At 62.1% G+C, this 18,722-nt stretch carries 16 protein-coding genes; 7 read left to right on the top strand and 9 right to left on the bottom strand.

Annotation, left to right across the window (positions count from 1 at the left end):
- The first annotated feature begins 25 nt into the window (after positions 1-25).
- Together BLP99_RS13660 and BLP99_RS13665 are read left to right on the top strand one after the other, a co-directional pair.
- Positions 26-805: an N-acetylmuramoyl-L-alanine amidase gene (locus BLP99_RS13660; RefSeq protein ID WP_072398284.1), complete on the top strand. Its 780-nt coding sequence runs from the start codon at positions 26-28 to the stop codon at positions 803-805.
- 74 nt (positions 806-879) lie between these two features.
- Positions 880-2,493, top strand: coding sequence for an EAL domain-containing protein (locus BLP99_RS13665; RefSeq protein ID WP_072431374.1), 1,614 nt, complete (start codon positions 880-882; stop codon positions 2,491-2,493).
- Between the two features lie 38 nt (positions 2,494-2,531).
- Here BLP99_RS13665 and BLP99_RS13670 read toward each other — a convergent pair whose 3' ends face one another.
- Both BLP99_RS13670 and algB read right to left on the bottom strand, forming a co-directional pair.
- Complete coding sequence (locus BLP99_RS13670) at positions 2,532-4,322, bottom strand: ATP-binding protein (protein ID WP_092180527.1); 1,791 nt, start codon at positions 4,320-4,322, stop codon at positions 2,532-2,534.
- Between the two features lie 10 nt (positions 4,323-4,332).
- Positions 4,333-5,679 (bottom strand): sigma-54-dependent response regulator transcription factor AlgB, encoded by a 1,347-nt coding sequence (gene algB, locus BLP99_RS13675; protein ID WP_072398276.1) that lies wholly within the window; start codon positions 5,677-5,679, stop codon positions 4,333-4,335.
- A gap of 471 nt (positions 5,680-6,150) precedes the next feature.
- Between algB and BLP99_RS13680 the strand changes: the two genes are divergently transcribed.
- The 5 genes from BLP99_RS13680 to BLP99_RS13700 all read left to right on the top strand — a co-directional run bounded on the left by BLP99_RS13680 (position 6,151) and on the right by BLP99_RS13700 (position 10,702).
- Positions 6,151-6,438 (top strand): hypothetical protein, encoded by a 288-nt coding sequence (locus BLP99_RS13680; RefSeq protein WP_072398274.1) that lies wholly within the window; start codon positions 6,151-6,153, stop codon positions 6,436-6,438.
- Positions 6,439-6,519: 81 nt separating this feature from the next.
- Positions 6,520-6,684 (top strand): DUF1328 domain-containing protein, encoded by a 165-nt coding sequence (locus tag BLP99_RS13685; protein ID WP_003177151.1) that lies wholly within the window; start codon positions 6,520-6,522, stop codon positions 6,682-6,684.
- Between the two features lie 2 nt (positions 6,685-6,686).
- Positions 6,687-7,151 carry an inhibitor of vertebrate lysozyme family protein gene (locus BLP99_RS13690; RefSeq protein WP_072398273.1) on the top strand — a complete coding sequence of 155 codons (465 nt, stop codon included), beginning with the start codon at positions 6,687-6,689 and terminating at the stop codon, positions 7,149-7,151.
- A 704-nt stretch (positions 7,152-7,855) separates the two neighbouring features.
- Positions 7,856-9,187 carry a glutamate/aspartate:proton symporter GltP gene (gltP, locus tag BLP99_RS13695; protein ID WP_072398271.1) on the top strand — a complete coding sequence of 444 codons (1,332 nt, stop codon included), beginning with the start codon at positions 7,856-7,858 and terminating at the stop codon, positions 9,185-9,187.
- A 285-nt stretch (positions 9,188-9,472) separates the two neighbouring features.
- Complete coding sequence (locus tag BLP99_RS13700; protein WP_072459523.1) at positions 9,473-10,702, top strand: nucleoside recognition domain-containing protein; 1,230 nt, start codon at positions 9,473-9,475, stop codon at positions 10,700-10,702.
- A gap of 3 nt (positions 10,703-10,705) precedes the next feature.
- Here BLP99_RS13700 and BLP99_RS13705 read toward each other — a convergent pair whose 3' ends face one another.
- The 7 genes from BLP99_RS13705 to BLP99_RS13735 all read right to left on the bottom strand — a co-directional run bounded on the left by BLP99_RS13705 (position 10,706) and on the right by BLP99_RS13735 (position 18,555).
- Positions 10,706-11,338, bottom strand: coding sequence for an ABC-type transport auxiliary lipoprotein family protein (locus tag BLP99_RS13705; protein WP_072431300.1), 633 nt, complete (start codon positions 11,336-11,338; stop codon positions 10,706-10,708).
- On the bottom strand, positions 11,335-12,273 hold the full coding sequence (locus BLP99_RS13710; RefSeq protein WP_072398266.1) for an MlaD family protein: 939 nt from the start codon (positions 12,271-12,273) through the stop codon (positions 11,335-11,337). Before BLP99_RS13710 ends, BLP99_RS13705 begins: the two co-directional genes overlap by 4 nt.
- A 1-nt stretch (position 12,274) precedes the next feature.
- On the bottom strand, positions 12,275-13,078 hold the full coding sequence (locus BLP99_RS13715) for an ABC transporter ATP-binding protein (RefSeq protein WP_072398264.1): 804 nt from the start codon (positions 13,076-13,078) through the stop codon (positions 12,275-12,277).
- On the bottom strand, positions 13,075-14,223 hold the full coding sequence (locus tag BLP99_RS13720; RefSeq protein ID WP_076405852.1) for an ABC transporter permease: 1,149 nt from the start codon (positions 14,221-14,223) through the stop codon (positions 13,075-13,077). The genes BLP99_RS13715 and BLP99_RS13720 overlap by 4 nt, the downstream gene beginning before the upstream one ends.
- A gap of 52 nt (positions 14,224-14,275) precedes the next feature.
- Positions 14,276-15,301 carry a DUF5924 family protein gene (locus tag BLP99_RS13725; protein WP_092180529.1) on the bottom strand — a complete coding sequence of 342 codons (1,026 nt, stop codon included), beginning with the start codon at positions 15,299-15,301 and terminating at the stop codon, positions 14,276-14,278.
- A 158-nt stretch (positions 15,302-15,459) separates the two neighbouring features.
- Positions 15,460-16,836 carry a M16 family metallopeptidase gene (locus BLP99_RS13730; protein ID WP_076405848.1) on the bottom strand — a complete coding sequence of 459 codons (1,377 nt, stop codon included), beginning with the start codon at positions 16,834-16,836 and terminating at the stop codon, positions 15,460-15,462.
- 60 nt (positions 16,837-16,896) lie between these two features.
- Positions 16,897-18,555, bottom strand: coding sequence for a Na/Pi cotransporter family protein (locus BLP99_RS13735; RefSeq protein WP_072398240.1), 1,659 nt, complete (start codon positions 18,553-18,555; stop codon positions 16,897-16,899).
- Between the last annotated feature and the right edge of the window lie 167 nt (positions 18,556-18,722).

The raw sequence follows: 18,722 nt of genomic DNA on the forward strand, positions 1-18,722 counted from the left end.
TTTCCACCCGTAAACGCCCTGTGCCATGAAATTCTTCCCTCTTATTGCTTTTCTGCTGGCCCTGGTCGGTTGCACCAGCGGCCCGAGGCTGGATACCAGCCATCCTTCGGCCAACCAGGACAACCGGGTGCAGTTCGTGGTGGTCCACTACACCTCGGCTTCCCTGGAGCGCTCCCTGGCCCTGTTGACCCATGGCGAGGTCAGTGCCCATTACCTGATCGGCGACGACAGGAACGCGACCATCTACAAACTGGTGGATGAAAGCCGGCGCGCCTGGCATGCCGGGGAAAGCGAATGGCAGGGGCGGACCTGGCTCAATTCCAGCTCAATCGGCATCGAGATCGTCAATCCGGGTTTCGTCGACACACCCACTGGCCGCCTCTGGTACCCCTACAGCGAAGCCCAGGTGCAATCCTTGATCGTTCTGCTGAAGGACATCACCCGACGCAACGCGATCAACCCGAGCAACATCATCGGCCACAGTGACATCGCCCCCCTGCGCAAGCTCGATCCCGGGCCGCTGTTTCCCTGGAAGCGCCTGGCCCAGGCAGGCTTGGGAGTATGGCCGGATGAACGGGCCGTGGCGCGCCAGCAGGTGCTTTTCGCAGCCCAGCTGCCCAGTGCCAGTTGGTTCCAGGCCGAGCTGGCTCGGCTCGGCTACCCAACGCCCCAGACCGGTGAATGGGACGTGGCCACCCGCCATGTATTGGCGGCGTTCCAGATGCGGTATCGACCAGCCCGGTTCGACGGCACGCCGGATGCGCAAAGCGCGGCGATTTTGCAGGTGCTCAACCAGACAAAATAATGACGCTGGTCTGCCGATAACACCCAAAGTCAAATCAGAAGCTATAACTCATTGGTAACTTTCGGATTACCATGATGACGGCTACCCGCGAAGCCCTGCAGAGCTGGCTCCATCGCCCTCTTTTTCTGGCGATGGTGGCGGCTGCCCTGAGTACGGCCCTGCTATTGGCCGCAAGCCTGTTTGTGGTGGTACAGCAGGTCAAGCAGCGTGAAAGTGACCAGATGAATGCTCAAGGTGAGCGCTTCCTGCAGCGACTGGAACAGCTGTTCGGCCAGTTGCGCGAAGGCCTCGACGATCTGCAGACGCAGCCCTTGCGTGGTTGCGATGATGACATGATCGCGACGCTGCAGCAGGTCAGCTTCAACTACCGCTTCGTCTATGAGGCGGCTTATATCGACAGTCGCGGCGTCTGCTCCAATCGCCCGCGTCAAACCGGCCTGTCCGTGACTCGCCCGCCTGATATCTGGGGGCCCACCTACAGTTATTGGCTCAACACCACCACCGAACCCGACGAGAACCGCGCTGCGTTGATGCTTGGTCGTGGCAACTTCCGGGTCGCCACCTCTCGCGGACATCTGACCGATGTGGTCGACCTGCCGTCCGGCAGTAGCCTGCTGGTGGTCCTGGACAATGGCAAGCGAGCCATTCCCGTATTGGGCTCCGAACAATACTGGCCACCGACGGAGCCCTGGCCCGCGAAAAGTCGCAATGCCTTGCAAGTGACGGCCACCCGGCTGATCTATCGAATGCAGACTGACAACCCTGAATACCAATTGGTGCTGATCGCCCCACGCGACGGTTTCCAGATACCGGCCAATGCCTGGTGGATGCTGCCCATCAGCCTGGTACTGGGTCTGGGGATCGGTTTCCAGGTCCTTCTCCTGGCTCGTCATCGCCAATCCATGGACGCCGAGCTGCACGGTGCCATCCGGCGTGGTGAATTGCAGGTGCTGTACCAGCCGATTTTCGATCTGCGCAGTCGCAACTGTGTCGGCGCCGAGGCATTGCTGCGTTGGCGCCGACCCGACGGTACCTTGACCAGCCCGGACCTGTTTATTCCGATGGCGGAAGATACGGGGCAGATCCGGCAAATCACCGATTTTGTGCTGCAAAGACTGTTCGATCAGTTGGGTCAACTGTTACGGGCCAACCCGCACCTCTATATATCCGTGAACCTGGCGGCCTGTGACGTGATGGTGCCGCGCATCGGTGAAGTGATCGCACGCCTGTTGGAGCGGCATCGGGTGTCGGCGCATCAGATTGCCTTCGAGGTGACCGAGCGCGGGCTGATCGATGTGCTGGTAGCCCGGGATAACCTGCAATCGCTGCGTGATCTGGGCCATCAGGTATTGATCGACGATTTCGGCACCGGTTATTCCAGCCTGGCCTACTTGCAGACCCTGCCGGTGGACTGCCTGAAAATCGACAAGGCGTTCATCGATGCACTCGGTCACGACGCCGCCAGCAGTGGTGTCGCACCGCATATCATCCGTATGGCCCATGCGTTGGAGCTCAAGGTGATTGCCGAAGGCATCGAGCATGAGGCCCAGGTTTCCTACCTGAGCAGCGAAGGGGTCACGTTCGGCCAGGGTTGGCTGTTTGCCCATGCCCTCAGTGCGGTGCAGCTCATCGAGCTGATCACACGAGGACGACGACGGTTGGGGCGGCGCCTGGACGATGAGGCCTAGGCCCCGTCTGAAACTTGTCGGCGCGCAGAGCCCAGGCTTCAGACCGTCAGCGCCATATAGAACTGGGTGCCCTGCCCGGGTCTTGAATAAACCCCCATGCGTCCGCCATGGAGCTGAACGATCTCCTTGCACAGTGCCAGGCCGAGGCCGGCGCCGCCTTTCTTGCGGCCGACCTGGACGAAAGGTTCGAAGATCCGGCCTTGCTGGCCGTAGGCGATGCCTTCACCGTTGTCTTCGACACTGATGATCACCCGCTCGCCGTGGCGCCGTGCTTGGAGGCGGATCTGGCCATGGTCGCCGGTATGGCGCATGGCATTGTCGATCAGGTTATCCAGCACCCGGTCCAGTTGCGCGGCATCGGCGTGCAGGCGCGGTAGCGGACCCTGGATCGCCACGAGCAATTCGATGCCCTTGGCCTGGGCCTGGACGGCAAACCGCAGCCTCGCCGCTTCCAGCAGGTCTTCGATGGAACAAGGCGCCAATGTCAGTTTCTGCAGGCCGTTCTGGTAGCGGGAGAAATTCAGCAAGTCATTGATGAGTTGCATCAACCGCTGCATTTCTTCGTTGACGGTGTTGAGCAAGTCCGCTTCGCGGGAGTCCTCCGGGAAATGCACGCGCTCCTGTAACAAGCCAAACGCCATGTGCATGCCTGTCACCGGTGTGCGCAGTTCGTGGGAGGCCCGCAGCACGAATTCGCTGCGTACCCGTTCGAAGGCGCGCTGTTCGGTGACGTCGTGCAGCACCATGACGGCGCCAAGGATATGCCCCTGGGTATGGCTGACGGGGGTAAGGCTGTAAGTCAGCAGCCGGGACTCGCCATCCACTTCGATACTCAGGTCTTCCGGCGCCCTTTCCAGGGTTCCGCCCCGCAGGACCAACTGCAGTTCTTCGTCCAGCTCCTGACGCCCAAGGGCTTCGCCCAGACCCAGGCCCAGACGTTCCTCATCCCAGCCCAGTTGACGTTGGGCCACCGGATTGAGGTGCTCCAACTGGCCTTGGCGATCAATCATCAGCAAACCGTCATCGATACTGTCCAGTACCGCTTGCAAGCGCTGCTGGCCGGCGAGCAACTCGTCGACGTTCATCGCCTGGTGCTCGCGCAGTGCCTGGGCCATGATCCCGAAGCGTCGCGTCAGCAGGTTCAACTCGGCTGCGGAGGAAACCGGCAGCGTTACCTCGAAGTTGCCCTGGCCGATGTCATCCGCCGCTGCCGCGAGTGCTTCGATCGGCGCGCCGAAACGTCGGGCGAGGCCATGGGCAGTAACGAAGCCGATGATCAGGACCGCCAGCCCTACCAGCCCCAGCAGGCCGGCAATGAGCAGTGCCCGATCCTGGGCTTCGGCCTGGGCTTTGCCGATATTATTCAGCGCGCGTCGATAATCCTCGATGAGGCCGTTGCGTAGCACATTGAACTTGTCCGTGAGGTCCTGGATACCTACAAGTGGGGCCGATTGTTGGCGAAAAGCGGCGAATGAGTCGAGAAAACGCTGATAATCGGTCTTGGCCTGGCTGAAGCTGCCCGCCGGATCGTCCAGGCTCTGTTCGTGGGCGATACCCTCTTCAAGCAGCTCGAAGTAATGTCGCTTGGAATCTTCCAGCGCTGCCAGATCAGGCTTTTCGTCCAGCATGATCATGAACTGGTCACCGAGGGTCTGGCGCAACTTGAGGCCCAGGTCCAGCAGAACGAAGTTGTCGCGAACCGCTCGCTCCTGGGTACTGGCCATTTGCATCACGCTCACCAGGCCAAGCAACAGCCCCAGCAATGCCACGGTGATCAGGGCCGAGATACTGAGAAACAGTCGGGTGCGCAGCTTCATCGCCAGTTTCATAAGCTACCGTTCAAAGGTTGTACTGCTTGCGTTTTCGATACAGCGTTGACGCGTCGATGCCCAGGGTCTTGGCCGCTTGGTCGAGGGTATCGGCCGTGGCCAGTACCGCCCCTATGTGGGCTTTTTCCAGCTCATCGAGGCTCAGCGCGGCGCCAATGCGCGGCGCGTTGTTGACGGGCTGTTCGGCCATGCCCAGATGACTGATTTCCACCTTTTCCTGGGCGCAAATGATGCTGGCGCGTTCCACCACGTTGCGCAGCTCGCGGATATTGCCAGGCCAGCGATAGCCTAGCAGCGCTTCGCGGGCCTCGTCGCTGAACGCACGGGCCGGGCGGGCATACTCCTTGACGAAGCGCGCCAGGAAACGATCGGCCAGGGTGAGGATATCTTCGGCGCGCTCGCGCAGCGGTGGCAGATGCAGCGTGATGACGTTCAGGCGATACAGCAGGTCTTCGCGAAAACGGCCGTCGCGCACCATGTCTTCGAGGTTGAGGTTGGTGGCCGCGAGTATCCGGACATCGGCCCGGCGGGTGACCGGATCGCCGACCCGTTCGTATTCCTTGTCCTGGATGAAACGCAGCAGCTTGGGCTGCAATGTCAGGGGAAAATCGCCGATCTCGTCGAGAAACAGCGTGCCTCCATCCGCCTGGTTGACCCGTCCCAGGGTGCTCTCGCTGGCCCCGGTGAACGCCCCCCGGCTGTGGCCGAACAGTTCGCTCTCCATCAGCTCTGCCGTCAGCGAAGGGCAGTTGATGGTGACGCAGGACTTCTTCGCACGTTTGCTCCAGCCGTGGATGGCCCGGGCCAACTCGCCCTTACCAGTGCCCGACTCACCCAGGATCAGGATGTTGGCGTCGGTGCTGGCGACCTGGCGGGCGGTTTCCAGGACAACCTTCATCGCCGGGCTATGGGAGTCCAGGCCGTCATTGGGCTTGCGCATCTCGCCTTCCAGGGCTTCCAGCCTGGCTGACAATTGACGTACTTCCAGCTGTTTGGCAGTCGCCAGGCGCAACTGATCTGGGCTGCAGGGCTTGACGAGATAATCGGCGGCGCCGGCCTGGATCGCATCGACCGCCGTATCGACCGCCGAGTGGGCGGTGACGATCACCACCCGCATCCAGGGGGCCTGGATGCGCATCTGGGCCAGTACATCCAGTCCATTGTCTTCCCCCAGGCGCAGATCTAGAAAGCACAGGTCGAATACCTGGCGTTGCAACAAGGCGTCGGCCTGGGCGGCGCTGCTGGCGGTGGCGACGGTATAGCCTTCGTCTTCCAGGCAATAGCGGAAGGTACGCAGGATGGCAGACTCATCGTCTACCAGCAGAATGCGGCCTTGATGCTCAGTGGCGGATTCCATTTTTCCTACGCTCCTTTAATGAATGATGTTGGTTAGTGTCAGAAAAATCGGGCAAGTTGCATGGTCGATTCTGAGCGAATACTACCTATCGGCAGCCTCGCTGTGGATGGCGGGATTATAAAAGCCTGATTTATCTCCTTTCTTGCCCTGTGCCTGTGTCGAATGGTCTGGCACGCCATTCCGACATCGATTGGCGAGCGGCAATTCAAAAAGAATCCGGATCGACACTTTCCTTGCATACGAAGGCCTGCGTATCAGAGGCAAGGGCGCGGGCATTCGTGCAATACGCACGACCGCAGATTGGAGCATCGTGCAGGATGCGTTCTCCAGTCTTTTTGCGACCAATATAACTCTATGATTTAAAAGGATTTTTTCTATAAAAAAATCTGGCATGCCGCCTGCAATGGTCTGATCAACGTAGCGTGCAAACGCCCAACCAGATCACCACCCGGGGTGGGGAGGAATTCCAGGATGAATCGTCAACGTGCCGCCCGATTTTCAATCACTTCCCTGCGCGTACAGCAGGGGTTGTGGGCTGTTCTGGCTTTGCTTGTGACCCTCGTGGTGGGTCAGCAATTGCTTCTCTGGCATTACAGCCAGCAGCCCGAAGCCCCTCTGGTGTCGGTTCAAAGAGCTCCCCAAACCCATTTCAGCCCCGTGGGCAACGTCGCCCAGGCTTCCGCTTCGATGCGCATGATGGACGTCGATCAGGCACAGCCTGTGGCCGACATGCCGCGCCAGGAACGCTGGGTGTTTTAACTCGATGATCCCTGCGTCCTTGGCGCATGGAACCATCTCCGCCAGACCCAAACTAAATAGAAAAGCGTAAGGAGAATCACCATGTTGAGCTGGGCTATTACATTCCTGATCATTGCCATCATCGCCGCCGTCCTGGGCTTCGGTGGTATCGCAGGCACCGCCACGGGCATCGCCAAGATTCTCTTTGTCGTATTCCTGGTGATGTTCATCGCTTCCTTCTTCTTTGGCCGTCGCGGTCGAGGCTGACCATGAGCGTTTCGTTGAAAGGATGGGTAGCCGCCCTGCTCCTGGGCGGCAGCACCCTGGCAATGGCTGCCAATGACGGACAGATGCGGGTCAACCAGTTGCTCGAGTCAGACCCGCAATACCGCGAGACCTGGCAGCAGGTCGTCAAGAAAGAAGAACGCTTGCCGGAATGGGTCATGAACCTGTCCGGCGATTCGGAACAGATGAACGCTGTCGAAGAAGACGGCGACAAGTATCTGGTCGGTCCGCTGTGCGAGACCCAGGCCACCTGTCGCAGCAAGCGCCTGTTCGTGGCCTTCAGTTTCGATAAGGACGAGGCCTACGCCTTGCTGGTCGAGGTACCCGCCGGACTGCCTGCCGACAAATCGCCGACCCGCCACGCCGACTATCGTTTCCTGGGTAACCCGGACGAAGGTATGCAGGAAATGTTAATGGAGCAACTCAAGAAGGATCCTAACTGGTACTGAGTTTCGACAACGGGAACAGCAGTCTTGCTTTTCCCTCTGCACAGCCTGAAGAGGGCTGTTGCATGACCAGGGGGCTGGGACGTTCTGACCATTGAGGGTCGGAGTGACCTACGGGCACAAGGGGTGCCTGCGAAAGGGCCGGGTCAGGTAAAAGCTGCGACGCAGGTTCGCAAAGTCCCTGGGGCTGGGCGAACCTGCGGAGAGCTTTTCAACGCAAGAGGCTTGAGCCAGAGCGCCTGGTCATTTTTATCCCAGCCGTGCCCCATCCCCTGCGGTTTTTTGCCCTTCCAGCGCTCTTTCCCTTCCGGACCTGACCGTTAATCGGAGAAGGTTCGCGCTATTTCATTAAATGACGTTGCGACAATTTGTCTGAGCCCTGGCGGTTTTCCTGGCGCTGAAAAAGGCGCAGGCTACGCTGAAATGGCCGGTTCACGGCGCTTTTGCCTGCCTAATTGGCACATTCGAACCGGTTGGGACGCGCGTTTTGTTTGGAAAAACTCATGCCGATTCGGCATGGGGTAGGCGGTTACGGCATTAGACGATCCCCCCTCGCCTCGCAATAGTTGCGCCTTTTTTCGCCCGCCAGTCAGCCGCCAGCGCGTGCTCGGGGTGACCTTATACGGGGGCAAAAGCGCGGATTCGTGTCGCCATGAGCGGTCCCTTCCATGCTTTTGTCCGTGTCCAATCGAAGTAAGGGTAATGATATGAAGAAGGCAAAACTAAGCCTCGCCTGGCAGATTCTCATCGGCCTGGTGCTCGGGATTGCACTCGGCGCGCTGCTCAACCATTTCAGTGGCGAAAAGGCCTGGTGGATCAGCAACGTGTTGCAACCGGCAGGCGATATCTTCATTCGCCTGATCAAGATGATCGTGATCCCGATCGTGATTTCCTCCCTGATCGTCGGCATTGCCGGGGTCGGTGACGCCAAGAAACTCGGGCGTATCGGCTTCAAGACCATCGTCTATTTCGAAGTCGTCACCACCATCGCTATTGTTGTCGGCCTGCTGCTGGCCAACTTCTTCCATCCAGGCAGCGGCATCGACATGAGCACCCTGGGTACCGTGGACATTTCCAAGTACCAGGCCACGGCCGCCGAAGTCCAGCATGAACATGCCTTTATCCAGACCATCCTCAACCTGATCCCGTCAAACATCTTCGCAGCGGCCGCTCGCGGCGAGATGCTGCCGATCATTTTCTTCTCCGTTCTGTTCGGCCTCGGTCTTTCCAGCCTGCAGCCGGACCTGCGCGACCCGCTGGTGAAAATGTTCCAGGGCGTGTCGGAAAGCATGTTCAAGGTCACCCACATGATCATGAACTACGCGCCGATCGGCGTTTTCGCACTGATCGCGGTGACCGTCGCCAACTTCGGCTTCGCTTCCCTGCTGCCATTGGCAAAACTGGTGATCCTGGTTTACGTCGCCATCGCCTTCTTCGCCTTCGTGGTACTGGGCCTGGTTGCGCGCCTGTTCGGCTTCTCGGTGCTCAAGCTGATGCGCATTTTCAAGGACGAACTGGTGCTGGCCTACTCCACCGCCAGCTCCGAAACGGTATTGCCGCGGGTGATCGAGAAGATGGAAGCCTACGGCGCACCGAAAGCCATCTGCAGCTTCGTGGTGCCCACCGGTTATTCGTTCAACCTCGATGGTTCGACCCTCTATCAGAGCATCGCGGCGATCTTCATCGCCCAGCTGTATGGCATCGACCTGTCCATCAGCCAGCAACTGCTATTGGTCCTGACCCTGATGGTCACTTCCAAGGGCATCGCCGGTGTGCCGGGCGTATCCTTCGTGGTGCTGCTCGCCACCCTCGGCAGTGTCGGTATACCGTTGGAAGGCCTGGCCTTCATCGCCGGTGTCGACCGCATCATGGATATGGCCCGTACCGCGCTGAACGTGATCGGCAACGCCCTGGCGGTGCTGGTGATCGCTCGTTGGGAAGGCATGTACGACGATGCCAAGGGCCAGCGCTACTGGAACTCCCTGCCACACTGGCGCAGCAAGGAGCCGCTGCCGGCGGGGGAACCTTCCAGCCATTGATGCCTGCCTTGAGGCCAGGATTGTGACGAGGGGATTTATCCCCCGCTGGGCCGCCAAGCGGCCCCACCATTGCCGATGTCATTGACCAGACCTAGCGCGTCGTCCGGTTTCAGGCCTGCTCCGCAGCCCAGCGGGTTGTGTGCCAGTTGACTGATCGGCATCAGGCTTCAAGGCCCGCGATGGCGACGGCACATTCAACATCCAGGCAAACCCCGGAAAAATCCGGGGTTTGTCGTTTCTGCCAGCCCCGCTATCATTCGCCGCATCTTCCGGGGGATTTAACCGATGCTCAATGGCCTGTGGCTTGGCTTCTTTATCGTGGCGGCCGTATCGGCGCTGGTGCAGTGGCTGGTCGGCGGCAACGCCGGGATCTTCGCGGCCATGGTGGAAAGCATCTTTGCCATGGCCAAGCTGTCGGTGGAGGTCATGGTCCTGCTGTTCGGCACCCTGACCCTCTGGCTGGGGTTCCTGCGCATCGCCGAAAAGGCCGGCATCGTCGACTGGCTGGCCAAGGCCCTCGGCCCGCTGTTCCTGCGCCTGATGCCGGAAGTGCCGCCGGGCCATCCGGCGATCGGCCTGATCACCCTCAACTTCGCCGCCAACGGGCTGGGACTGGATAACGCCGCCACCCCCATCGGCCTCAAGGCCATGCGTGCCCTGCAGGACCTCAATCCCAGCCCGACCATCGCCAGCAATGCCCAGATCCTGTTCCTGGTGCTCAACGCGTCGTCGCTGACGCTGCTGCCGGTGACGATTTTCATGTACCGCGCCCAGCAAGGCGCGCCGGACCCGACCCTGGTGTTCCTGCCGATCCTGCTCGCCACCAGTTGCTCGACCCTGGTGGGGCTGCTGTCGGTGGCGTTCATGCAGCGTCTTCGTCTGTGGGACCCGGTGGTGCTGGCGTACCTGGTGCCCGGTGCGTTGGTGCTGGGCGGTTTCATGGCCATGCTGGCGACGCTCTCGGCCACGGCCTTGGCGGGGTTGTCATCGATCCTGGGCAACCTGACGTTGTTCGGCCTGATCATCCTGTTCCTGGTGATCGGCGCGCTGCGCAAGGTCAAGGTCTACGAAGCGTTCGTCGAAGGTGCCAAGGAAGGGTTCGACGTTGCCAAGGGCCTGCTGCCCTACCTGGTGGCCATGCTCTGCGCCGTGGGCGTGCTGCGGGCTTCGGGCGCGCTGGATTTCGGCCTGGATGGCATCCGGCACCTGGTGCAGTGGGCGGGTTGGGACACGCGTTTCGTCGACGCCTTGCCCACGGCCATGGTCAAGCCCTTTTCCGGCAGCGCCGCCCGGGCGATGCTGATCGAAACCATGAAGACTTCCGGGGTGGACAGCTTCCCGGCCCTGGTGGCAGCCACCATCCAGGGCAGCACGGAAACCACCTTCTATGTGCTGGCGGTGTACTTCGGCGCCGTGGGCATCCAGCGGGCGCGGCATGCGGTGGGGTGCGCGCTGCTGGCGGAGCTGGCCGGCGTGCTGGGGGCGATCGGCGTGTGCTACTGGTTCTTTGGCTGAGGTTCAGGGCGCCGGGGTCGCGAAGCGCTGGCCCTGCTCCAGCGTCCAGTTCACCACCTCGGCGGTCAGCCGGTCACTGGCCCGGCCAAAGCCATCCACCACCGCCGGTACCTTCACATCGCTCAAGGGCTGGCGCACCTCGAAGCGGCGGCTGGCCAGGATGCGCTGGTCGAAACCACGCACCAGCAGTGCATCCAGGCGAACCACCACGCTGGCGGCCGAGCCCTGGTATTCGGTCTGGAACGCCTGCAATTGCCCGCCCAGTTCCAGGTCTGCCTGCAGGTTGCTGTCGGCGACACTCAGCAGCCTGACCCGTCCGTCCTGGGCAAAGCCGTCGAGCAAGCGATTGCGCAGCAACACCGGGGCGGGATCGCTCCAGCGCGAGGCGGCGTAGCTGCTGAACAGGTTGCCCTGGGGAATGACCGCGATTTTCGGGCTGTTGAGCACTTCGCTGGCCTGCGGGCTGGCCAGGCGCAACGACCAGCTCACCGGCGTGCCGGCCGAGGCCGACGCCTGGCTGGCGGGCAGCCGATAGATGTCCGACGGCTCGGCCTTGGGCAGGATCGAACACCCGGTCAGCAGGATAAACGCTGTCAGCACCAGCGCCGGACAGACGAATCGATTGAACGGCTTCATGGCGTGAACTCCTTATCCTTGTCATTGCCCAGCAGATAGCCGCTGGGGTTGGCGTCCAGGCGCCGGGATATACCGCGCAGGGCGCTCAGGGTTTCCCGCAGCTCGCGCACGGCCGGCGCCAGGGCGTTGAGGCCTTGCATGCCGTTGTTCAGCGCGTCGCGGTTGTCGTCCAGCAGTCTGTCGAGGGTCGCCGTGCTGCGAGCCAGGGACTCCATGGCCTGGCCGGCATTGCCGAACGCCTGTTTGCCCTGGTCGTTGAGCAGCCCATTGGCGTTGCGCATCAGCGCGGTGGTCTGCTCCAGCGTGGCGCTGGCCTGTTTGCCGATGGACGCCAGTTGCTGCATGGCCTGGCGAATGTCGCCACGCTGATCGGCAATGACCCCGGTGGTTTGTTCCAGATGATCCAGGGTATTGCTCAGGCGCTGGACGTTGTCGGAGGAAAACACCTCGTTGGCGTTGTGCAGCAGCAGGTTGATGTTGGTCATCACGTCGTCGCTGTTATTGAGCAGGCGGGCGATGGGTGAGGGCGCGGCGACGATCACCGGCGGTTCGCCGTCGTGCCCGGTCAATGGCGGGCTCTGGGGCGTGCCGCCACTGAGCTGGATGATCGAGGTGCCGGTGATGCCCGTCAGTGCCAGCTTGGCCTGGGTGTCCTGCTTGATCGGCGTTTCACCGCTCAAGCGCACTCGCGCCAGCACCCGGCGCGGATCGTTCGGATCCAGGCGCAGGTTCACCACGTCCCCGACCTTGATGCCGCTGTATTCCACCGAGCTGCCTCGGGACAAGCCGCTGACAGCCTCGTTGAACACCACTTCGTAATCCTTGAACTCGCTGTCCACGCTGGACTTGGCCAGCCAGAGGCCGAACAGCAGGGCGCTGACCACCACAATGACGGTGAACAGGCCGATCAGCACATGATGGGCTCGGGTTTCCATGTCAAACCTCGTTGGACTGTGTAGCGGCCGACAGCGCCGCGCGGCCGCGAGGGCCATGAAAGTATTCATGAATCCAGGCATCGTCGGTTTCCGACACCTTGTCGATGACATCAGCCACCAGGACTTTTTTCTGGGCCAGCACCGCTACTCGATCCGTGATGGTGTAGAGGGTGTCCAGGTCGTGGGTGACCAGGAACACGCTCAGGCCCAGGGCGTCGCGCAGCGTCAGGATCAACTGGTCGAAAGCCGCCGCGCCGATGGGGTCGAGTCCGGCGGTGGGTTCGTCGAGAAACAGGATGTCCGGGTCCAGGGCCAGCGCACGGGCCAGGGCGGCCCGCTTGATCATGCCGCCGGACAGCGACGCGGGGTACTTGTCCGCGGCCGAGAGCGGCAGTCCGGCCAGGGCGAGTTTCACCGCCGCCAGGTGTTCGGCGTCGGCCCGGCTGAGGCCGGCATGTTCGATCAGCGGCAGGGCGACGTTCTCTGTCACCGTCAGGGACGAAAACAGCGCGCCCTTCTGGAACAGCACGCCAAAGCGTCGTTCCACCCGTGAGCGTTGTGCCGGGGGCAGGCTTGGCAAGTCCTGGCCGAACACCCGCACCGAACCCTCGCTGGGCTGGTTCAGGCCGACGATGCTGCGCAGCAGCACCGACTTGCCACTGCCGGAGCCGCCCACCACGGCGAGGATCTCGCCTTTGTAGACGTCCAGGTCGAGGTTTTCATGCACGCTCTGGCGGCCAAAGCGATTGCACAGGCCGCGCACCTGGATCACCGCGTCGGCGGGTGTAGCACGAGGTCGACTCACCAGCTCATCTCCATGAAAAACAGCGCGGCCACGGCATCCAGCACGATCACCACGAAAATCGACTGCACTACGCTGGAGGTGGTGTGGGCCCCGACCGATTCGGCACTGCCGCTGACCTTGAAGCCTTCCAGGCAGCCGATGGCAGCGATCAGAAACGCGAAGATCGGCGCCTTGACCATGCCCACCACGAAGTGCTGCACGCCGATGTCCGATTGCAGCAGCGACAGGAACATGGCCGGAGAGATGCCCAGGGACAGGGCGCACACCACGCCGCCGCCAATGATGCCCGCGAGCATGGCCACGAATGTCAGCATGGGCAGCGCCACCAGGAGGGCCAGCACCCTGGGCAGCACCAGCAACTCGACAGGATCGAGGCCGAGGGTCCTGATGGCGTCGATTTCCTCGTTGGCCTTCATCGAGCCGATCTGCGCGGTGAATGCGCTGGCGGTACGACCGGCCATGAGGATCGCCGTCAGCAACACGCCGAATTCACGCAGAAACGAGAACGCCACCAGGTCCACGGTGAAGATACTGGCGCCGAAATCCGCCAGCACCGTCGCCCCGAGGAAGGCCACCACCGCTCCCACCAGGAACGTCAGCAAGGCCACGATGGGTGCCGCGTCCAGGCCGGTCTGCTCGATGTGAACCACCATTGGGGTAATCCGCCAGCGCCGTGGGTGGAACAGGCCGCGGGCCAGGGTTTCCAGGATCAGGCCGACAAAGCCGAGCAACTGCAGGGTGTCCTGCCAGACCTTCTCCACGGCCCGTCCGATGCGTGTCAGCAATTGGGTCACGACGCTGACTTTCGGCTCTTTGTCCGGTACGCAGAAATCCGTCAGCGAGCAATACACGGTCTGCAGCAGGGCGCGCTCGGCTGCCGGCAGGCTGCAGTCCGGGTGTTCGGCGGTCTTGCCCAGCCGTTCCGAACCCAGCAGCTCCACCAATAGCGAGGCTCCGGCGGTGTCGAGGGCGCCGAGGCCGTTGAGATCGATCCGGGCGTTTTCGTCGTACTGGCCGCGCAGCGATTCGCTCAAGCGCTTGAGCTGGGCGTAATGGGCCAGGGTCCAGTCGCCACTGATCCACAGTTGCGCCGGCGAGCCGGACGTGTCGAGTCGGGCACTGCCCATAGGGGGGCTGGGGGTCATAAGCTCCATGCTCGTTCGGTTTGAACAGCGCTACCTAATAGCATGACTGTCATTATTTTGCTGCGGGCGCAGCGGCGCTCACATTGAAACGCAGCACACCGATCACCTGGCCATTTTCCGTGAGCACCCGCACCTGCCATTTGCCTGTCGGGTCATCCGGGAAGTTCTGCTTGTGGGTCCAGGCGCGATAGCCTTCCTTGCGCCCACCGTGGATGTCCAGGGCGATGCGATCGACTTCCTTGCCGTTGAATTGCCAGACGTGATAGATCCGCTCGTCGAGCCCGCGTGGTGCGTTGATCGCCGTGTAGGCGTACAGGCCGTTGCCACGGATCTGGGCGGCGCTGACTTCCTTGAGGCTGGCGCCGGGTGTGCGGTCTTCCAGCTGAGTGCTGATCGCCACTTCGGTCATCCACAATGTCGCGGGCGGTACCCAGGAACGCAGCACCCAGCCGGCAGCGCCAATGCCCAGGGTGATGCACAGGATCGCCAGGGCGTTGCGCACGGTGCGGATCGGGAAGATCGAAGCGAGGCTGGGAAACGACAGCAGCATGGCCGTGCCCAGGGCCAGCTTGAAGCTCTGGTCGGTGGTCAGGTGCAAGATGACCGGCAATGCGGTGAGCAGGGCGGCGAACAGCGTCAGGGTGTGCAACGCCAGGAAGGCCCAGCGCCGGGGCGCCAGCCATTTGTAGTACAGCGGGTCGATGATGGAAATCAGTGCCGCCGCGGTGAGCAGGCCGGTGAAAAGCAGTTGGCTGCTGTTCCAGGTGGTGGTGACGAAGAAAAACGGCAGGACGAAGAACAGGCTTTCCTGGTGGATCATCTGCGTGGCGTAACGCAACAGCGGCTGGGGAATTTCCCGTTTGAAAACCCGCGTGAACAGGCGGGTCAGGCTGTTTTCCAGCATCAGCCAGAGCCAACTCACCAACATCACGATGGCGATCCAGCTCGCCAGGCCCTGCTGGCGGTCCACCAGCATGAAACTGCCGATCCCGGACACGAAACCGCCCAGCGCGATGATCCCCGGGTAGCGCTTCATCAGTTCAAGAAGGCGCTGGATATAGTGAGTCAGGTTTTGCATTCGGCGGTTTCACATCAAGACGTAGGAAATATCCCCGATAGAGTATCGTCCGGGCATCGGCATGGCGAGGCTCGTGATCACTTGTGACGCGGGAAGTGTTCCGCCCGGCAGCCGATCGGGATAAACCCGTTCGCTACCCATGATACCGGCCGGGCGGGTCAGGCCCTGCGTCGGCGCAGGCGCCACGCCACCCAGGCCAGCAGCAGCCCCATCAAGGCGACCAGGGTCCATACCAGTTCATCGTCGCTGAGCAGCGGCTTTTCGATGCGCAGGTAACCCGGATCCTTGAGCAGTTCGTCCAGGGCCTGGTTGGCCTGTTCCAGGCTCACCGCCTGCAGGCGCACGGCGGGGTTGGCGAAGCGACCGTCCTCGTAGTCGCCCAGGGCGCCCCAGTAGTAATCGGCCAGTGCGCTGTTGCCTTGTACCGCCCAGGACTGATGGGCGATGGCCGCGCGCTTGATGCGCATGAACGTGTCGGGATCCAGTCCGTCCTTGAGCAACGTGTTGCGCAGCGCCTCGAGCGCCGCCTCGGCTTCTGGCAGGTCCTCGCGGGCCAGGTCTGCGTTCAGGCTGAAGAAACCGACGCCACCGAACACTTCCCGCTCCACCCAGGGGCCGTAGGACAGGCCACTGGCCAGGCGCAGTTGGCGATAGAGCGCCCAGTCCAGGTAGTCCTTGAGCAGATCGAAGGTTTCGTCGTGCTGCTGGTCCAGCACCGGCTCCGGGAACAGCCAGTGCAGCTTGGCGCCATCCCCTGACAGGCCGCGGATCAGGTTGCGCTTGGTGACCGCGCTGTAGCGAATCTGCGGCAGCGGTTTGTGGGCGCTGGGCTCGACCGGTTCGAGCGCGCCAAAGGTGCGTTCCAGATAGGCCGGCAGCACCCGGTCGAGATCGCCGACGACAATCAGCGTCATGTTGTTCGGTGCGTACCAGCTTTTGCGAACCTGTTCGAGGCGGGCTAGGGAGTGTTGCCCCACCTCGGCCCGCTCCGCGCAGCGCAGGCCCAGTTCCACCGCCAGCTGATTGCTGGCCCTGTGGCCCAGGTCCTGACGGTCGAGCCAGCGTTGCAGGTGGGTGTAGTGGCCGCCATCCTCGCGTTCGACCACCCGCTTGGCCGCTTCCAGGGCCTTGTCGTCGATGCGGGTGCGGGTCAGCACCGCCAGCAGCAGGTCCAGCACCTTGCGCTGGTTGCTCGCCGGCGCTTCGATGACAAAAGTGGTGTCGGCGTTACTGGTGAAGGCGTTCCACTCGCCGCCCAATGCCTGCATGCGCTCTTCCAGCGCGCCCTCGCCACCCTCGTCGATCCCGCTGAACAGCGCATGCTCGAGCAGGTGCGGCAGCTCCTTGTCGGCGCAACTGAAATCGTCCAGGCCCACGCCAATCACCAGCCGGATCGCGACATGCCCGCGTTCGCTGCCGGGCTTGAGCAATAGCTGCATGCCGTTGGGCAGCGTATACCCTTCGACCTGGAACCGATCCAGGGCCGCCACGGGCAACGAGCCTAGCAAGAGGAGGGCGAGTAACAGACCACGCATAAAATGAGCATCCTGGCGACTGACAGTCCAACCTTGTTGACTGGACAACGCGCCAGATGTTCAAGGCGAATGGGTAATGTCCGAGATTTCATCGGCCGCCAGGGCGCCGATCTCGGCACTTTCCAGCACCACATAGGCACTGCCGCAGAACAGCGAGTTGAGACGCCTCATGTCGGCAATCAGATCCAGGTGCAGGGAACTGGTCTCCAGGCTTTGTATGACCTTGCGCTGCAAACGACTGACGTGAGCATGGGCCATGCGCCTTTCCTGGGCGCGAAAACGCCGTTTCTCACGCAGCAATTGACGGGCGCTTTCCCGGTCGCCACTGAGAAATACCGACAGCCCCAGGCGCAGGTTGGCGATCAGATGGCTGTGCAGCCCCGCCAACTCCTCCAGGCCCACCTCGGAAAAGGACCGCCGCTGCGAGGTCTTCTGCTGCTGGACCTTGCGCAGCATGCGTTCGATAAGGTCGCTGGCCAGCTTCAGGTTGATGGCCAGCTCGATGATCTCCGCCCAGCGGCGGCTGTCCTGTTCACTGAGGTCCTCGCGGGGCATCTGGGCCATGTACAGCTTGATGGCGCTGCACAAGGCTTCGACGTCGTCGCTGACACGCCGGACCTCCTGGGTGACGGCCGTCTGCTGGCCGCGCAGCACGTCGAGCATGGCTTCGAGCATGTTTTCGATCTGGTCGCCGATGCGCAAGGTTTCCCGGGCCGCGTTCGCCAGGGCCAGGCTTGGGGTGGCGAGGGCGGCCGGGTCCAGGTGGCGTGGCTTGGCCGTGCCATTGGTGTCTGGACGGTCTGGCAGCAGCCAGGCGCAGAGTTTCGCCATGGGGGCGACGCTGGGCAGCAGGACCAGGCAACGAACGGCGTTGTAGAGCAGATGGAAGCCGATGACCGTTTCCTGGGGGCTGAAGTCCAGGCTGTCGAGCCAGCCTACCAGCGGATCGAGCACCGGGATGATCAGCAACAGCCCGATCAGCTTGTACAGCAAGCTGCCCAGTGCCACCTGGCGGCCGGCGGCGTTCTGCATGCTGGTACCCAGGAAGGCCAGCACACCGCTGCCGATGTTGGCGCCGATCACCAGACCAATGGCGACCGGCAGGCTGATCACCGCCGCGCCGGCCAGGGTGGCGGTCAACAGCACGGCGGCCAGGCTGGAGTAGGACACCATGGCAAAGACCGCACCGACCAGGGCGTCGAGGAGGATGTCACCGGTCAACGAAGCGAAGATCACTTTCACGCCCTGGGCGTGGGTGATGGGCGCGGCGGCCTCGACGATCAATTGCAGCGCCAGGATGATCAGGCCCAGGCCGATGCCCACCCGCCCCATCTGCCCGACGCGCGTCTGCTTGCGCGACAGGAAGAAAATCACCCCGAGGAAAATCAGCAAGGGCGACAGCCAGGACAGGTCCAGGGTCAGCACCCGGGCCATCAGTGCCGTGCCGACGTCGGCGCCCAGCATGGTCGCCAGGGCAGGAGTCAATGCCATCAGGCCCTGGCCGACGAAGGAGGTGACCAGCATGGCGGTGGCATTGCTGCTCTGGACCATGGCCGTGACCATGATACCGGCGATGAAAGCCAGCCAGCGCCTGGACATGTTCTGGCTGATGACGTGCCGCAGGTTCGAGCCGTAGACCCGCAGGATGCCGGTACGGACAATGTGCGTGCCCCAGATCAGCAGGGCCACGGCGGAGAGCAAGTTGAGCAGGGTCAGCATGAGAAGCCCCCTGTTAGCGTCCCAAAGGGACAAATTGACGGTGCCACATTCTTCGTTCTTGTATTTAAGCTGTAGTTGGCGAACGGTTCGGACGCCAGCATTGCACAGCTAAAGAATCGTTTGAAACAAAACTGTCATAAAAATACCCCCTCAGCTCCAGTGAGAGC

The organism is Pseudomonas sp. NFACC32-1 (assembly GCF_900101215.1).
GTDB lineage: Bacteria > Pseudomonadota > Gammaproteobacteria > Pseudomonadales > Pseudomonadaceae > Aquipseudomonas.

Bases quoted from the DNA above. Each gene is read 5' to 3' on its own strand.
- BLP99_RS13660 (WP_072398284.1), top strand. From the start codon at position 26: ATGAAATTCTTCCCTCTTATTGCTTTTCTGCTGGCCCTGGTCGGTTGC.
- BLP99_RS13665 (WP_072431374.1), top strand. From the start codon at position 880: ATGACGGCTACCCGCGAAGCCCTGCAGAGCTGGCTCCATCGCCCTCTT.
- BLP99_RS13670 (WP_092180527.1), bottom strand. From the start codon at position 4,322: ATGAAACTGGCGATGAAGCTGCGCACCCGACTGTTTCTCAGTATCTCG.
- algB (WP_072398276.1), bottom strand. From the start codon at position 5,679: ATGGAATCCGCCACTGAGCATCAAGGCCGCATTCTGCTGGTAGACGAT.
- BLP99_RS13680 (WP_072398274.1), top strand. From the start codon at position 6,151: ATGAATCGTCAACGTGCCGCCCGATTTTCAATCACTTCCCTGCGCGTA.
- BLP99_RS13685 (WP_003177151.1), top strand. From the start codon at position 6,520: ATGTTGAGCTGGGCTATTACATTCCTGATCATTGCCATCATCGCCGCC.
- BLP99_RS13690 (WP_072398273.1), top strand. From the start codon at position 6,687: ATGAGCGTTTCGTTGAAAGGATGGGTAGCCGCCCTGCTCCTGGGCGGC.
- gltP (WP_072398271.1), top strand. From the start codon at position 7,856: ATGAAGAAGGCAAAACTAAGCCTCGCCTGGCAGATTCTCATCGGCCTG.
- BLP99_RS13700 (WP_072459523.1), top strand. From the start codon at position 9,473: ATGCTCAATGGCCTGTGGCTTGGCTTCTTTATCGTGGCGGCCGTATCG.
- BLP99_RS13705 (WP_072431300.1), bottom strand. From the start codon at position 11,338: ATGAAGCCGTTCAATCGATTCGTCTGTCCGGCGCTGGTGCTGACAGCG.
- BLP99_RS13710 (WP_072398266.1), bottom strand. From the start codon at position 12,273: ATGGAAACCCGAGCCCATCATGTGCTGATCGGCCTGTTCACCGTCATT.
- BLP99_RS13720 (WP_076405852.1), bottom strand. From the start codon at position 14,223: ATGACCCCCAGCCCCCCTATGGGCAGTGCCCGACTCGACACGTCCGGC.
- BLP99_RS13725 (WP_092180529.1), bottom strand. From the start codon at position 15,301: ATGCAAAACCTGACTCACTATATCCAGCGCCTTCTTGAACTGATGAAG.
- BLP99_RS13730 (WP_076405848.1), bottom strand. From the start codon at position 16,836: ATGCGTGGTCTGTTACTCGCCCTCCTCTTGCTAGGCTCGTTGCCCGTG.
- BLP99_RS13735 (WP_072398240.1), bottom strand. From the start codon at position 18,555: ATGCTGACCCTGCTCAACTTGCTCTCCGCCGTGGCCCTGCTGATCTGG.